Raw genomic sequence first — 16,568 nt, forward strand, 5'->3', positions numbered from 1 at the left:
ACCAAGCTTTTTATAGGGGTTTTGGTATTGAAAGCTGTACCTCATGAATCCAAAAAAGCTAGATAGTGATGTATCTAACGAATTGCAGACGACAGCAATGCAATCTTTAGATCCCTTTAAATCCTAGATACTAATGGGTTTAGATGAATTTATAAAATGGACTTTATGAAAACTGTAATCATTGTTGGTGCTGGACCCTGCGGACTATTAATGGCTCACTATTTGTTGCAACGTGATAGTAAATATTGTGTCGAGCTATATGACAAACGCCCTGATCCAAGACTTAATCCTCTGTCAACTGCTCGCTCCCACATTATTTCCCTAGGGTTTCGAGGACGAGCCGCCCTTCGTGAAGTTGGTTTAGATTCGTTGGCAATAGAACGGGGAACAATGGCTTTGGGACAAGAAATCCATAATTCCCGTGGAGTCGTTCAATCTATTTCACGAAAAAAACCTCGACTCCTGATCGAGCGGAATGTCCTCACCAATCTTCTTTTAGAAACCTTGACCAAACGCTATGATGCTAATTGCTTAAGATTAAAGTTCGAGCAGAAATGTCTGGATATTGATCTAGAAGCAAAATCGGCTGTTTTTCAGTCAGCTTCAGGCTATCAACCATGCAAAGCCTACGATCTTTTGATTGGAGCTGATGGGCTACGGTCTAAAGTCAGAAATATACTACAGCATACAACCGGTCTTGAGGTCAAGCTCGGCAAAAGTCAGATTGAGCTTAAAACTTTAACGCTGCGCTGTCCTGAAAATCACCCTGAGTTGACATTAAATAGGGATAGTGTTCATTTGTATTCTTTGGGATCGTCTGGAAGTCTTCTGTTTTGGCCTACACCTAATGGAAATTACAACGGTATAGTTTGCTTTGCTCGATGGTATAATCGTTTAGCTAATATTTCATCGGGTTCAGAGGTTTTAACCTTCTTCAGAAAGTATATGGGGGATTTCAGGCAGTTGATATCACCCGAAGAAGCCGAGGCTTTTGCCCAGAAGCCTTTCTTCGAAACAACAACGGTGAGGTGTAGTCGCTACCACTTTGGCAATAGTGTATTGCTACTGGGAGATGCCACTCACGCCGTTTCACCCATGATAGCCCAGGGATGCAGTGCGGCTCTCGAAGATAGTCTAGTCTTTAACCAACTGCTAGACGAATATGATGATAACTTAACCCAAGCTATCCCTCAATATACCCAATGCCGTCGCCCCGATATGATCGCCCTAGAGCAAATAAGCCATAGCCTGTTTCCTTTAAATATTTATCTAGTAGGTCTAATGTTGCTGAAGCACGTGTTTGATCGCACACTCCATCGCTGGTTTCCCAAGTTTTGGACTTCCTCTTCAGTGGATATGATATCAGAAACCACTATCCCCTACCGTCATATTTTGCACAGCCATTCCCGTTGGTTTAAAATAATAGATGTCTTAAATCAGCTAATTCTGTGGAAAGGAAAACATTCATTTAATTATAAACTATTTTTAATAAATCTATTCACTGATAAATTTAAAGGTAAATATGATTGACCAGAACTTTTTAGTTAAACCGATGTGAGAGTTGTTCAAGTTAAAATTTAAATCGCGCTCAGTCCATAAAATAGTAAAAGGAAATTTTAAAATGGCAAAAATTGCGGTAGTAGGAGCAGGTCCATCGGGTTCTTCAACAGGATACCATCTAGCTAAAAATGGTCATCATGTAACCTTAATTGATAAAGAATCTTTTCCCAGAGATAAAGCTTGTGGAGATGGTATCACTGCTAAAGCAGTTAGGGCATTGACAAAAATGGGGATTGATTATGAGTATTTAAAAAAATTAGCTTCAGAGTATTATTTATGGAATTCTTCAATAATTAGTTATTATAGCCAAGAATATCACCAAGAATATAGTGATTGGAGTATTTGTATTCCTAGATATATTTTTGACAATATTATCTACGAAAAAGCTATTGAGGCTGGATGTATTCATCACCAACAATCTGTTAATAATATTTCTCAATTTAGATCTAATTTTAACCACGAATTTGATTATATAGTTGATGCTCGTGGAATTTTTGCTGGTGAATGTAATGTTATTGGTATTCGTGAATATTGGACTTTACCTATAGAGTTATTCCCTCATTATTATCATTCTAATATACAAGTTTATCTTGAACAAGAGTTAGGATCTCAAGAGTTAGGATCTAACGGATATCTTTGGATTTTTCCAGTGGGTTTAAATGATAAATTATTGAAGATTAATGTAGGACTTGGTTTGTCTCTCAAGGATTATGAGAGAAGAGGAACTAATTTGATTCGTTTCTTTGACGAATTTGTGGTCAGGCATCATGTTGCAGGTAAGTTTCTAGATAATGTAGTTACTAGAACTAGAAAAAAAGTATATCCATTAGCTACAACTAAGTGGAACAATAAAATTTATGAAAATAATATTTTTAAGGTTGGTGATGCTGCAAATTTAACAGATCCTGTTACGGGGGAAGGTATTCATAATGCTATTGCTAGCGGTTTTTATTTAGCCCAAGCAATTAATATGAGTGAAGATATTGAAAGTGTTAAAATTAATTATCAAAAATTCTACCAAAAATATTTTCAAAAGAAACTAAGAACAAGACTATTGCAAGAAAAAATGTTGTCACTTCCTGTACTCAGAAATTTCTTGCTATACAAGATAGGTAAATTAAGTAAATAATATGTTCTTGTGAGAGCCTGTCAAGCACTTTTATTTTTGATATTCTTTTAGTACCCTAGCTGTTTATCTGCCTTTTAGCTGTTTTACCTTCCTATGTGCGGTTTAAGATGAATTTATAATATCCCAAAGCACCTTGGTTGATATTAAAAGTAAAAGGCATTAATAGACCTGGTACAGCATTTCTAACCAGGTATTTTGGCAGTAAAAAAGTTAAAACTTTTGACCGCCAATAAGATTTAAAAAAAAGTAGTGACAGCGATTGCAAGCGCAAAAGAGTTGGTTGTATGGCAAAGGTTAAGTCTTCTCTTGTTTCCACAGAAAAACCCACATTTTTGGCAACCTCAGTCCAATCTTCAAGTTCACAGAAACCATGTTGCACTGCCATGCCAATTTCAATAAGTTGAGTTACGGTTTGTAATTCTTGAGAAAAACTTTCCAGTTTAGCTTGACGATAACCATCAAAAATAACGAGTTTTCCCCCCGGACGGAGGATGCGGAAAATTTCAGCTAGGGTGATGCGGGGTTGATGTGCGTGACACAGACACTCGCAAGCAAACACCAGATCGAATGATTGTGACGGGAAATTTAAGCAATTAAAGTCCCCGATTTGATAAGTTAAGTTGGTAAAATCCCTTACCTTGCGATTAGCTATGGCGATATGCGACGGTGTTAAATCGATGCCAACAAATTGAACGCTGGGAAATTGCTGAGCTAAAAATAGACTATTAAATCCTTTGCCGCAACCCACTTCTAGAACGTTCGTTGCACCCAGCTTATCGATTTGTTCAGCGACAATTCGAGGTTGAGCTTGGTAGCCATCAACGTTAAAAACACCATCAAAATTTAATGCCATGTGAATGGCATCTTCAGCGGAATGATAGAGACGATAACCTAACTCGCTCTGGGTGTAGTAAGGAACCGTAATATCGGCATCAAATTCTTTTAACATGCTATCGCGACCAAAAAAGTGATCAATTTGAGCAATGGCATTTTCTAAGGATAGTTCTTCAGTTGGTTGATAAGAATTATTTTTTATACCTGCTGTCAGAAGTTTAATAATTAATTTTTTCATGCTATTTCACTAAAAATAAGTGGCTAATCTATCTATCTTGCCAATCCCGATTTCAGGTTAATTATGATACTTTTGCAATTTAAAAAGATACAAGCATAAGATAAACAATCCTACGGCTATTATCACCAGTAAAAGTAAGGGTTGCCACAACATCTCAAACCCAATTCCTTTTACTATAACACTACGCAGGATAAAGATGTAATAGCGCAGTGGATCTAGAAGGGTCAATCCTTGAAACAAAGGAGGCATGGCTTCAATAGGGGTGTAAGCTCCAGATAACTGCACTAGAGGCACATTAATAAAAAGCGTGGTCAGGAATGCTTGTAGCATATTCTGGTTTAGCAGACCTAAGATTAGTCCTAGTTCAGATGTCAGCACAATATAAACAATTGTGCTAGTCATAAACATTAGCCAACTACCACGAAAGGGTAGGTTAAAGACCACTTGGCTAAACCCGTTTGTGATCAGCACCATGACTAGGATAATCCCCAAAAGGGGAAGCAGTTTCCCTAGAAGCACTTCCCAAGGAAGTAGGGGAGTAAGCAAAAGTTGTTCAAAAGTGCCATAGTCTTTTTCTGCTGTCATGGTGGAGGAAGCTGCAAAAGTGCTAATTGCCGTCAAAATTACCCCCAATACCCCCGGCACAAAATACCAACTGCTCACCAGTCCGGGGTTATATAAAATAGTTGTCTGTAGATTAATCAGGGAAGATTCAGGGGAATTGTGATTACGATAGCGATACTGACGGACGATCTGGCTGAGATAACCCCGAAGAATACCGACTCGATTAGCATCAACACCGTCAATCAGGACTTGCACCTCAGCTAAGTTACCTTGAGAGAGTTGGCGATCAAACTCTGGCGGAATTACAAGGGCAACCTTGACTTTTCCTGCCAGTAGCGATCGCACTAAATTCTTTTCTGCCAAAGTCTGCACCCTAGTAACAACTACATCACTCGTCGTTAGGGTTGCAATCAGCTCTCGACTGGCTGAGGACTGGGCATAGTCCACTATCCCTAAGCTAACCTGTTCAACACTGGGGTTAAGGGCAAAGCCGTAAAACATTACGAAAAACACTGGTACCAAGACAATTGTGGTAATAAGCTGGCGATCGCGGAAGATATTGGTCATTTCCTTGAGAACAACTGCCCAAACACCTCGACCTGGGAAAAATCCGAGCTTACTCTTCGCCATGTTTGATTACGGTTTTCTATCTCTGCCGAATTCGCCACCACGATAACATGAACATTCCAATTGTCAGCAGGAATAGAATAGGAATAACATGGCCAATACGAAGCCAGCCCACACCTACTACAAATGCATCTCGGGTGAGTTCAATATAGTAACGAGCTGCCACGACATTGGCAACCAGTGACAGTGGCCAAGGAATATTTTCCACAGGGTAAATAAAACCTGACAGCCAGGTAGACATTAAAAGTCCAGTATTCATAACACTCTGCACAGCAACCAAGGCTTGCTTGGAATAAACGCCAACTACCAGTCCATAAACCACACTGACCATCAAAAACAGCCCAGTGCCCACTAGCAGCGGCCAAGGATTTGCTACTGGCCAAAGGTCAAACAGCAACCCCCCCAACCCCATCAACAGCACCGCTTCGCCGATGGCAATCAGTACATAGGCCAAAGCCTTCCCCAGAAGAAACTCCCAAGCACTAATCCCTGATGCTTTGACCTGAACTAACGTCCCTTGTTCTTTCTCCCGTACCACCGCCATTGCTACTATCAAACCAGGATAACTAAATAAAATGACGGCATAAACACCCGGCACAATAAAAAGAGATTCTTTTCGCCCCGGATTAAACCAGATACGGGTATGAGCGAAAACATCGGGACGCTGAGTCTGGAAACCCTGTTTTTCCAAGAAAAATTGAGTGGTAGCACGAAGGCTGTTCTGGATGACCCGAGCATTGTTCACATCTGTGCCATCGATTATGACCTGGAGGGCATTGATTTTTCCCCCTTTCAATTGCCGTGAAAAGTTGGGAGGAATAACCACTATTGCTTGAGCGATGCCCCGATCAAGCAAGTCCATGCCATCGGTTGTGGTAGCTGCTACAGGCTTAAACTGATTAGTGGCAAAAACCTGCTCAATATAGGCTCGACTGAGGGGGCTATTGTCAAAATCTCTAACGGCTAATGGTACATCCTTAATTTCAAGGCGAATGGCAAAGCCAAAAATCAGCATGGTCATTAAAGGCAACAAAAAGATCAATGCTGCCCCTAGGCGATCGCGACGAAATTGCGCCAGTTCTTTGATGCACTGAGCCAAAATCCTGTCCATCGCGCTACCTTTTCTTAGGATGTTGTGAAATGTTGAGAAACGCTGCTTCTAAGGAGAAGGGGATGGGAGTGATTTGGTGAGGTTCAACTTCTACCGAAGCTAGATAATCCTGTAGCTGGGAGATATTTGACGGCTGATCCAGAATCATCTGGATGCGATCGCCCATAAATACCATGCGCCAAGGCTCAAATTGTTGTTCTAAGCTATACAGGGTGTTTTTGGGAGAGGCAGACAAAATTTCGACGAGGGTACCGGTTTGCTGGGCTTTGATAGCGGCAGGAGACCCTTGCAGAATTAGCTCTCCCAACCGCATAAACAGCAGATTAGTACAGTATTCCGCCTCTTCCATAGAGTGGGTAGTGACAACAATCGCTGTACCTTGGCGGGCAAACCCCTGAAGAATTTGCCAGAACTGCCGTCCCACCAGAATATCCATGCCACTGGTAGGTTCATCTAGAAACAGGATATCTGGCTCGTGTAGAATAGCAGCTCCGAAAGCCACTCGCTGTTTATTCCCCCCAGATAGATTTCTAACCCGTTGATTAGCGGACTGGGTTAAGCCAAAAGTCTGAAGTATCCAATCGATGCGAGCATTACGTTGCTGACGAGGAACTCCATAAGCTCGACCAAAAAAAGACAAATTTTCTAGGATGGTTAAGTCTGGATACAACGTCAATTTCTGACTCATGTAGCCAATTCTTTGCTTTACTGAGGGTGAATAGGGGAGCAAATGCTCAGATGTGTAGCAAATTTTTCCGCTACTGGGACGCAGTAGACCACATAGGAGCTTCATTAGTGTCGTTTTGCCAGCACCATTGGCCCCCAGCAGTCCCAAAATTTCACCTCGACTAATAGTAAAGCTTAGCGATCGCACGGCCTGAAAATTACCATAAACCTTGCTGACCTGATCAACCTTCACTATCCAATTAACATTAGAAGCTGAGTTATAGGGTGGTGAAGATCTCTGGGACACTGTAGAGAACAACCCTGGAAAACTTGTCTTTACCCCTGAGGATCGCTGCAAATGATTGGCCATGACATGCTCCAGGGTAGGATTGGCAGGGTGTATCCGAGCTGAGGGCAGTTGGTGAAGATGTAATATTTGTTGTATGGCCTCCTCTGCAGAGATAGCCTGTTTGCTCACAAAAACCATCATGCGATCCCCCAGGGGTTTGAGATCTACGACTGGAGTATGGTTACTAGCGATCGCATTTTGCAAAGCCTGTTCAGTTGCGGCAAAAATTGGCCCCGATGCCAACATTGGATCCTCAGGCACCACCTCAAAACAAGATAATTCCATACTGGCACGCAAATCTTCTGGAGGTCCGATTTGTTGAATGGTGCCGTTGTGGATTAAGGCAACGCGATCGCACCGTTCTGCCTCATCTAGATAATGGGTTGCCACCACAATAGTAGTTCCCTGCTGAGCAATTTTTGCTAAAAAGCTCCAAATCTCACGGCGGAAGACAGCATCAATACCAGTAGAGACCTCATCCAACAGTAGAATTTGGGGCTGGGTAATCAATGCACAGCATAGAGCCAGCTTTTGCTTCATTCCCCCTGATAAATGTCCTGCTAATCTATCAGCAAAAGGCTTAAGGGCTAACCATTGGAGATACTGCTTTCGGCGAGATTGAAAGATTTCCTCGGGTAGACGACGCATTTTAGCGTAGTAACGGAGGTTTTCCTCCACACTCAAATCGGAATACAGTGAAAACTGTTGTGTTAAGTATCCTAGGGATGACCTTACCATTGCTGGTGGTTGTCCCATGACCCGAATCATTCCAGACGTTACTTTTTGTACCCCAGCTAAAGCTTTTATTGTGGATGTTTTACCAGCACCGTTGGTACCTATCAAGCCAAAAATCTCGCCGGGATACACTTCAAAGTCAATGCCATTGACAGCAGCAAATTTATCGTAATACTGTCGTAATCCTTTTACTTGAATAATGGCTTGATTTTGTTTCATTCCGGTTTTTTAGTTTGTTGAATCCTGTGCTAATACCACTGGCTTGCCTAGGGGAGGCATTGATGTTTTAACTGACGTTAACTAGGATATTTTGGGCTAATTAGTCACGAAGCAATATAGTTGCTTACTTAAATAATTCACTAGTTGTATTTTTAAAACGACATTTTATTTTTTTTGTCAAAATTATTTTCGATGATAATCACTGAGGCAATATATAGCGCTAGTTTTTTTGGGCTACCAAGCCATGAAAGTTTATTCACTAGATGGAAAACTTAGCAAATAATCAGGCGTTGCTGAATCAATTAATGAATCGGAGTAGAGTGGGCATCCTGCCCGCTCCACAAGATATCGAACGGGCAAGATGCCCATTCTACAAAACTTTTCAAATCATTCCATTATTCAGCAACGCCAATAATCAGGGTTTCACGGGTTGTTTTCCTGTTCCTAATCTGCGTTCGCGTCGCGTGACCTACGGTCAATCCCTTTTGGTAAACAACAAAAAATCCCCCACCGGAAGGCAGGAGATTTCAATTAATTACCTACAATTCAAATACCTAAAAAGCTAGTTTCAGCAACCATTAGCCAAACGCACCAGCTGTCGAGGCAATCAAGAATGCCGCGTAGGTAAGTATATAACCAACCGTGAAGTGGGTTAAACCAACCAGACGAGCTTGAACGATGGACAGCGCAACAGGCTTATCCTTCCAGCTAACCAAGTTAGCCAGAGGAGTACGCTCGTGTGCCCAGACCAAAGTTTCAATTAGCTCTTGCCAGTAACCACGCCACGAGATCAGGAACATGAAACCAGTTGCCCAAACTAGGTGTGCCAATAGGAACATCCAAGCCCAGACAGAAAGGTTGTTCGTTCCAAACGGGCTGTAACCATTGATCAACGGAGCAGAGTTAGCCCACAGGTAATCCCGGAACCAGCCCATGAGATAAGTAGAGTTCTCATTGAACTGAGCCAAGTTACCTTGCCAGACGCACAGATGCTTCCAGTGCCAGTAGAAGGTCAACCAGCCTAGGGTATTGAGCATCCAGAACATGGCGAGGTAGAAGGCATCCCAAGCAGAGATGTCGCAAGTACCGCCACGACCAGGACCATCACAAGGGAAGGCATAACCGAAGTCCTTCTTATCGGGCATTAGCTTGGAACCACGGGCATCCAGCGCACCCTTGACTAGAATCAGGGTGGTGGTGTGCAAACCTAAAGCGATCGCATGGTGTACCAAGAAATCGCCAGGACCAATGGTCAGGAACAGGGAGTTAGTTCCGCTGTTGATGGCATCCATCCAGCCAGGTAGGTAAGCTGCACCAGCGCCAGAAGCTAAGCTATCGGGATTGGACAGCAGAGTATCAAAGCCGTATAGCAGTTTACCGTGAGCCGCTTGGATGAACTGAGCAAATACTGGCTCAACCAGGATTTGCTTCTCGGGGGTGCCGAAAGCAACCACGACGTCGTTGTGGACATAGAGTCCTAAGGTGTGGAAACCTAAGAACAGAGTTACCCAGCTCAAGTGAGAAATCAGAGCTTCTTTGTGTTCCAGCATCCGGGCTAACACATTATTCTTATTAGCCTCTGGGTCATAATCCCGCACAAAGAAGATGGCACCATGAGCGAATGCTCCAACCATCAGGAAACCAGCAATGTACTCATGGTGAGTAAACAGTGCTGCCATGGTGGTGTGATCCTTGGCTATGAAAACATAGGACGGCAGCGCATACATATGATGGGCTACCAAGGAACAGACCACAGCCAAACAGGACAGAGCTAACCCTAACTGGAAGTGGAGAGAGTTGTTGATGGTGTCATATAGACCCTTGTGACCCTCACCTAACATGCCCCCAAAGGGAGTACCTGCCGGAGGATTGTGGGCACTATGAATCTCCTTGATGCTGTGACCAATACCCCAGTTGGTGCGGTACATATGACCGGCAATGATGAAGATCACTGCGATCGCCAAGTGGTGATGGGCGATATCGGTCAGCCACAAGGACTCAGTCTGGGGATGGAAGCCACCCAAGAAGGTCAGAATCGCTGTCCCTGCACCCTCAGAGGTACCAAAGATGTGTCCAGCGGTATCTGGGTTCTGGGCATAGACTCCCCAATTCCCGGTAAAGAAAGGTCCTAATCCAGCTGCATGGGGTTTGACACTCAGGAAGTTATCCCAACCAACGTGCTGTCCGCGAGATGCGGGGATAGCCACGTGAATCAAGTGACCTGCCCAAGCTAAGGAGCTAACACCCAACAAACCTGCCAAGTGGTGATTCAGCCTAGACTCTGCATTCTTGAACCAGCTCAAGCTGGGGCGGAACTTAGGCTGTAAGTGCAACCAACCTGCAAACAGTAATAGGGATGACAACAATAACAAGAACATGGCACCACCATGCAGTTGGTTATTGGTTGTCATGCCAATGGTGTAAAACCAGTGGTAAACACCAGAGTAGGCGATATTTACGGGGTTAGAAGCACCAGCTTGGGTGAAGGCATCAATTGCCCCTGAGCCAAATTGGGGATCCCAAATCGCGTGGGCGATGGGCTTGACAGTTTCAGGATCTTTAATCCACTCTTCAAAGTTACCTTGCCAGGCGACGTGGAACAGGGTGCCAGAAGTCCACAAGAAAATGATTGCAAGATGGCCGAAGTGAGAAGCAAAAATCTTTTGATATAGATTCTCCTCGGTCATGCCATCATGGCTTTCAAAGTCATGGGCTGTGGCAATCCCGTACCAGATTCGACGTGTTGTCGGATCTTGAGCGAGGTCCTGGCTAAATTTTGGAAATTTTGTTGCCATATGCTTTAAGGAAATTCTCCTCGCTGACCTATGAGACTTATGCAATCATGCTGCTCATTGTTTTTTGTTAATTAACTCCCTGGAACCGAAGTTCCAGGTTGCTTAGGGTATCGACAGGCGAGACACAGGTTATGGTATCCCACTCAAGGTTTGGCATCGATTCCTGGTAACCAGTTATCCCACTGACAGGATTCGTGCCAGGAAGAATGACCAGGTAACGACGATTCCTCCCAGGAGGTAGTGAGCTACCCCCACAGCCCGACCCTGAGTGATGCTCAGAGCACGAGGCTGAATCGATGGGGCTACTTTCAATTTATTATGGGCCCAAACGATGGATTCGATCAGTTCTTGCCAGTACCCACGACCACTAAATAGGAACATCAGGCTAAAGGCAAAGACGAAGTGACCAGCTAGGAACATTATGCCGTATGCCGACAGAGCTGAGCCGTAAGATGTGATTACATTTGAGGCTTGTGCCCACAAAAAGTCCCGTAACCAGCCATTGATGGTGATCGCACTTTGGGCAAAGTTGCCATTGGCAATGTGAGACACAGTCCCATCCGGGAATACTGTTCCCCAGACATCAGATTGCATCTTCCAGCTGAAGTGGAAAATAACCACAGAGATGCAGTTATACATCCAGAACAAGCCTAGGAACACATGATCCCAACCAGATACTTGGCAGGTACCGCCACGACCTGGACCATCGCAGGGGAAGCGGAAGCCTAGCTCAGCTTTATCGGGGATCAGACGTGACGAACGGGCAAACAGTACCCCTTTGAGCAGAATTAGTACAGTGACATGGATGGTGAAGGCATGGATATGGTGAACCATAAAGTCCGCAGTACCCAGCTCAATCGGCATCATTGCCACTTTACCGCCTACTGCTACAACGCCTCCGCCAAAGGCATAGCTAACGGTTTCCAAAGCATTGGGAGCAGTTCCTCCCGGCGCTAGGTTGTGGATGTTTTGAATCCACTGGGCAAAGATTGGCTGTAGCTGAATCGCCGTATCAGAGAACATATCCTGAGGGCGACCCAAAGCCCGCATCGTATCGTTGTGAACGTACAGACCAAAGGCATGGAAACCCAACCAGATACACACCCAGTTCAGGTGAGAAATAATTGCATCCCGGTGACGGATAGCCCTGTCTAATAGGTTGTTCACATTCTTGGCTGGGTCATAGTCCCGCACCATGAAAATAGCACCATGGGCTGCACCTCCCACAATACAGAAGGCACCAATCCACATATGGTGGGTGAATAGGGACAGCTGAGTACCATAGTCTGTGGCAATGTACGGATACGGAGGCATCGCGTACATATGATGAGCCACAATGATGCTCAGAGAGCCTACCATGGCTAGGTTAATCGCTAGCTGGGCATGCCAAGACGTAGTCAGGATTTCATAAAGACCTTTGTGTCCTTCGCCAGTGAACGGACCCTTATGAGCCTCTAGAATTTCCTTCATGCTATGACCAACACCGTAGGTATTACGGTACATGTGGCCAGCAATGATGAATAGGACTCCTAGAGCTAAGTGATGGTGAGCGGTATCTGACAACCACAATCCACCGGTTACTGGATTGAGACCACCATGGAAGGTGAGGAAGTCAGAGTAGACGCCCCAGTTCAGGGTGAAGAAGGGGGTTATGCCCTGAGCAAAACTGGGATAAAGATCTGCCATCAAGCTCTGATTGAATAAGAACTCATGGGGCAGTGGAATCTCACTAGGAGCCACCCCAGAATCCAAGAGCTTGTTGATGGGCAAAGACACATGGATCTGGTGAGCTGCCCAACTTAGGCAGCCGCAGCCCAGCAGCACAGATAAGTGGTGGTTCATCATCGACTCCACGCTCTGGAACCATGACAGTTTCGGAGCTTTCTTGTGGTAGTGGAACCAGCCAGCAAATAGCATCAGGGCTGCCATTACCAGACCACCAATAGCTGTTGCGTACAGTTGGGTGCTATTGGTGATACCGGAAGCACGCCACAGCTGGAAGAAACCAGAGGTGATTTGGATGCCGTGGAAGCCCCCACCAACATCGCCATTTAAAATGCCTTGACCAACCACAGGCCAAACCACTTGAGCACTGGGCTTAATAGTAGTGGGATCACTCAGCCATGCTTCGTAGTTGGAAAAACGAGCACCATGGAAGTACATGCCGCTCAACCACACAAAGACAACGGCTAGGTGACCGAAGTGTGCACTAAAAATTTTGCGAGAAACGTCTTCTAAGTCACTGGTATGACTATCGAAATCATGAGCGTTAGCGTGAAGGTTCCAAATCCAAGTGGTGGTTTTGGGACCTCTCGCTAGGGTTCGATCAAAATGACCTGGCTTACCCCACTTCTCAAAGGAAGCTGGTACCGGGTCTTTATCGACCTCGAGTGGCATGAGGAATCTCCTCTCTAGACAAGGAACGACTAATACCCCTAGGGGAGTTTTATTTTTATGGATAAGAAAGCACTTTTCTAATCACTGCTTTCTAACGGCAGCAAGGACCTGTTCTGAATTTACGTCAAAACGGATACCTCCCTTAGAAGATAATAGGTCTTGCTTCAGGGGATTTTTGAATTTAGTTAAAAATAGTTAACAATTTTTTTGGCAATTGTCAATTATTCTCAATTAGCGGTATTACTATATATACCACTGTTTGTGTCTAAGCCCTCATCAGAAAAAATCAAAATTAACTATAGAAGAATTCAATGATATTTTTTTCACAATGTTACAAATTGCAAAGAAATGCTAAATATTTTTTGAAAAGAGTGTCCCCGATCTATAAAGAGGACCCTCAAAGGTTAAACGTCTAGGGATATGGTTAATACAGAAGCGGAATATTTATAAAAAAGCGGAAGACTTGAAACAGGGGTTCGACCCCGGGGAGATCCCCTAACCAAGGGAACGGGCACCAAGAGGGAAAAAGTGAGAACACACTTGATCATCCTGCCAATAGGCAACCCCAACGCTCATAGACCAACACCATTAGACAAGCAGCAAGACTAGAGGTCAACCTGTAAGTTAAGATTAAAGGCTGGTGATCAAAGGAGATGGCTTGTTGGGTAGGAACAGCCAGATAATCATGGTGAAAAGACTTTTTTTCTTCCTAATCACAACGATTTTAGTTTGGGGTCTGGTGGCCTGTGGAAGCGATCGCATCAAGACATCGAAGGGGTTTGGCATCGATGGCAGCTCCCAAACCAAGCAAGTTAATCAGTTATCAGAAGTAGGGCCACCCCTAGCTATTCAAGAACTTAGTCAGAGCCTAGAGGCTTACCGGCCTCAAGTCATCATTGTCAGACCTGGTGATGACATGGTGCTCGAAGATACAACAGTATCAGTGAAATTTCAGGTTCAGGACTTGCCAATTTTCCAAGATCCCGATCTAGGTATAGGTCCTCATCTGAACCTCATCCTGGACAACCAACCTTTCCAAGCCATCTATGACCTAGACCAACCTCTAATCCTAGAGGATTTATCCCCTGGCACCCATACCTTGCGGGCATTTGCCTCTCGCCCCTGGGATGAGAGCTTCAAAAATAAAGGTGCCTATGCCCAGACCACATTTCATATCTTTACTAAAACTGACGACAACAACCCAGATCCAGCCCTGCCACTGCTAACTTACAGCGTTCCAAAAGGCGACTACGGAGCCGAGCCCATTATGCTGGACTTCTATTTGACGAATACGCCCTTGAGTAATACCCCTCTGCAGCTAGTGGCTCAAGACAATCTAGATGATGATAGTGTTGATTGGCATATTCGGGTTACTGTCAACGGTCAAAGTTTCCTACTCGACCGTTGGGAATCGATTTATCTGACAGGGTTTAAAGAGGGCAAAAACTGGGTAGAGTTAGAGTTTCTGGATGAACAGGGCAACCCAGTCAAGAATGTTTTCAACAACACAGTAGAGGTGATTAACTACCAGCCTAACGGTGAAGACACCCTTTCCCAGCTAGTACTAGGTCAACTCTCGGCTGAGCAAGCTGGTGGTATTGTAGACCCGAACTATCAGCCACCGCCAACCCCAATACCTGTACCAGAAGTCACACCAGCTCCGAGTCCATCACTGACTACTTCACCTACAGTAGAGCCAACACCAGAGCCAACACCAATACCCTCGGTTGTTCCTATAGTTGAAGAACCTCTAACCTCTGAACCGACTTCCCTAGAACAAGAAACTACAGAAGAAGACACTACACCACCAGGGGAATTAGACACTACTGAAACAGAGCAAATACCAGAACTAGAGGAATCTGTAACACCCAGTGAACTGCCAATAACTCTGGAGGAAGCAACCCCTGGCGTTGAGCCCAACCTACCTGAGGTGGAAACAACTTTGGAAGCAGAAGAGCTGGTTCCTGCCACTGAAACCCCAGTACCAGTTGAGGAAGCAACTACTGGCGCTGAATCAGTAACCCCTCTACCTGAACCGTCAGAAAAGCCAAAATTAAACATCTGGAGTCGCTTTGGCAGTTTCTTCGGACGTTCCGCTGTCACCCCTAGCCCCTCACCTGAAGCGCTAGAGGAACTGGACATTACATCAGAGGAACCTGTGGTAGCTCCGAGGGAATCTGAGTCCACTAGTGTGGTTGAGGAGATATCGGCAGAACCGGCAGTAGAGACAGGGGAGGATGAGTCCACTACTGTGGTAGAAGATAGTTATGAACAACCGGCGGTAGCTCCAAAGGAATCTAATTCAACTAGTGTGGTTGAGGAGATATCGGCAGAAATGGGAGTAGAGACAGGGGAGGATGAGTCCACTACTGTGGTAGAAGATAGTTATGAACAACCGGCGGTAGCTCCAAAGGAATCTAATTCAACTAGTGTGGTTGAGGAGATAGCGGCAAAAGCGGCAGTAGAGACCAGGGAGGATGAGTCCACTACTGTGGTAGAAGATAGTTATGAACAACCGGCGGTAACTCCAAAAGAATCTCAGTCCACTGCTGTGGTTGAGGAGATATCGGCAGAAGCGGCAGTAGAGACCAGGGAGGATGAGTCCACTACTGTGGTAGAAGATAGTTCTGAACAACCGGCGGTAGCTCAAAGGGAATCTAAATCCACTAGTGTGGTCGAGGAGATATCGGCAGAAGCGGCAGTAGAGACCGGGGAGTATGAGTCCAACACCAAAGTCGAAGATAGTTCTGAACAACCGGCAGTAGAGACAAGGGAATCTGAGTCCACTACTGTGGTTGAGGAGATATCGGCAGAACCGGCAGTAGGGAATGGGCAGTCTGAGTCCAACACCAAAGTCGAAGATAGTTCTGAATAACCGATAGTGGCAACACTTGAGTGCGATCGCACTATCACAATAGACAGTTAGCCCATTGCTAGATCAACTGTTTGAGCACCAAAGGCGATCGCTTTTAGCGTGGCCTACGGCCAATCGCGTAGCGTGCGCCAATGCGCAATCCCTGAACCAGTGGGGATGGCTGGTCGATGCTCGATGTGCAGCTGGCGGTGGCTCCCCAAGCCGCCCTGCATCGATTTCAGTACTCAAAGTCGATTGTTATGACTTTCTTTATTAAGTTTTTTTGTAATAGTGCCAGCTATCAGCATAACTCCCCAAACTTTTCCCGATAACGAGCCAACAACGATTCCCTATCTGCTAATTGATTTATTACCGATTAGCTATTATTAAAGTGTATCTATAAACTCTGTCTAAGAGTAGTGTTGGTTTAAAAGTTTCCCTGGGTAATCTAGGATTAGGCGATAAGTGCCGATTCATCCTTCAGCCTTAA

At 44.8% G+C, this 16,568-nt stretch carries 11 protein-coding genes; 5 read left to right on the forward strand and 6 right to left on the reverse strand.

The features are described 5' to 3' along the window. Positions 1-165: 165 nt before the first annotated feature. Together F6K57_RS01985 and F6K57_RS01990 are read left to right on the forward strand one after the other, a co-directional pair. Positions 166-1,530 (forward strand): NAD(P)/FAD-dependent oxidoreductase, encoded by a 1,365-nt coding sequence (locus F6K57_RS01985; protein ID WP_293064331.1) that lies wholly within the window; start codon positions 166-168, stop codon positions 1,528-1,530. A 31-nt stretch (positions 1,531-1,561) separates the two neighbouring features. Further along, positions 1,562-2,689, forward strand: coding sequence for an NAD(P)/FAD-dependent oxidoreductase (locus F6K57_RS01990; RefSeq protein WP_293064333.1), 1,128 nt, complete (start codon positions 1,562-1,564; stop codon positions 2,687-2,689). Positions 2,690-2,780: 91 nt separating this feature from the next. On the opposite strand, the gene F6K57_RS01995 is transcribed toward F6K57_RS01990, so the two are convergent. Genes F6K57_RS01995 through F6K57_RS02010 form a run of 4 tightly spaced genes read right to left on the reverse strand, consistent with a single transcriptional unit; the run spans position 2,781 to position 8,032 of the window. Next, complete coding sequence (locus tag F6K57_RS01995; protein WP_293064336.1) at positions 2,781-3,761, reverse strand: class I SAM-dependent methyltransferase; 981 nt, start codon at positions 3,759-3,761, stop codon at positions 2,781-2,783. A 57-nt stretch (positions 3,762-3,818) separates the two neighbouring features. Beyond that, entirely contained in the window at positions 3,819-4,955 is a 1,137-nt protein-coding gene (locus tag F6K57_RS02000; RefSeq protein ID WP_293064340.1) for an ABC transporter permease, read from the reverse strand. Between the two features lie 16 nt (positions 4,956-4,971). Beyond that, positions 4,972-6,063 (reverse strand): ABC transporter permease, encoded by a 1,092-nt coding sequence (locus F6K57_RS02005; RefSeq protein WP_293017519.1) that lies wholly within the window; start codon positions 6,061-6,063, stop codon positions 4,972-4,974. Between the two features lie 4 nt (positions 6,064-6,067). Further along, the gene (locus F6K57_RS02010) at positions 6,068-8,032 is read right to left on the reverse strand and encodes an ATP-binding cassette domain-containing protein (RefSeq protein ID WP_293017520.1); all 1,965 of its coding nucleotides are present in this window, start codon (positions 8,030-8,032) and stop codon (positions 6,068-6,070) included. Positions 8,033-8,295: 263 nt separating this feature from the next. On the opposite strand from F6K57_RS02010, the gene F6K57_RS02015 reads away from it, so the two are divergent. After that, entirely contained in the window at positions 8,296-8,598 is a 303-nt protein-coding gene (locus F6K57_RS02015) for a hypothetical protein (protein ID WP_293017521.1), read from the forward strand. Between the two features lie 12 nt (positions 8,599-8,610). On the opposite strand, the gene psaB is transcribed toward F6K57_RS02015, so the two are convergent. After that, the gene (gene psaB, locus F6K57_RS02020) at positions 8,611-10,827 is read right to left on the reverse strand and encodes a photosystem I core protein PsaB (protein ID WP_293017522.1); all 2,217 of its coding nucleotides are present in this window, start codon (positions 10,825-10,827) and stop codon (positions 8,611-8,613) included. 174 nt (positions 10,828-11,001) lie between these two features. Then, the gene (gene psaA, locus F6K57_RS02025) at positions 11,002-13,224 is read right to left on the reverse strand and encodes a photosystem I core protein PsaA (RefSeq protein ID WP_293017523.1); all 2,223 of its coding nucleotides are present in this window, start codon (positions 13,222-13,224) and stop codon (positions 11,002-11,004) included. A gap of 685 nt (positions 13,225-13,909) precedes the next feature. On the opposite strand from psaA, the gene F6K57_RS02030 reads away from it, so the two are divergent. After that, complete coding sequence (locus F6K57_RS02030; RefSeq protein WP_293064346.1) at positions 13,910-16,099, forward strand: hypothetical protein; 2,190 nt, start codon at positions 13,910-13,912, stop codon at positions 16,097-16,099. A 55-nt stretch (positions 16,100-16,154) separates the two neighbouring features. Next, positions 16,155-16,355 carry a hypothetical protein gene (locus F6K57_RS02035; RefSeq protein WP_293017525.1) on the forward strand — a complete coding sequence of 67 codons (201 nt, stop codon included), beginning with the start codon at positions 16,155-16,157 and terminating at the stop codon, positions 16,353-16,355. Positions 16,356-16,568 lie beyond the last annotated feature (213 nt).

Source organism: Moorena sp. SIO4A5 (genome assembly GCF_010672005.1).
GTDB lineage: Bacteria > Cyanobacteriota > Cyanobacteriia > Cyanobacteriales > Coleofasciculaceae > Moorena.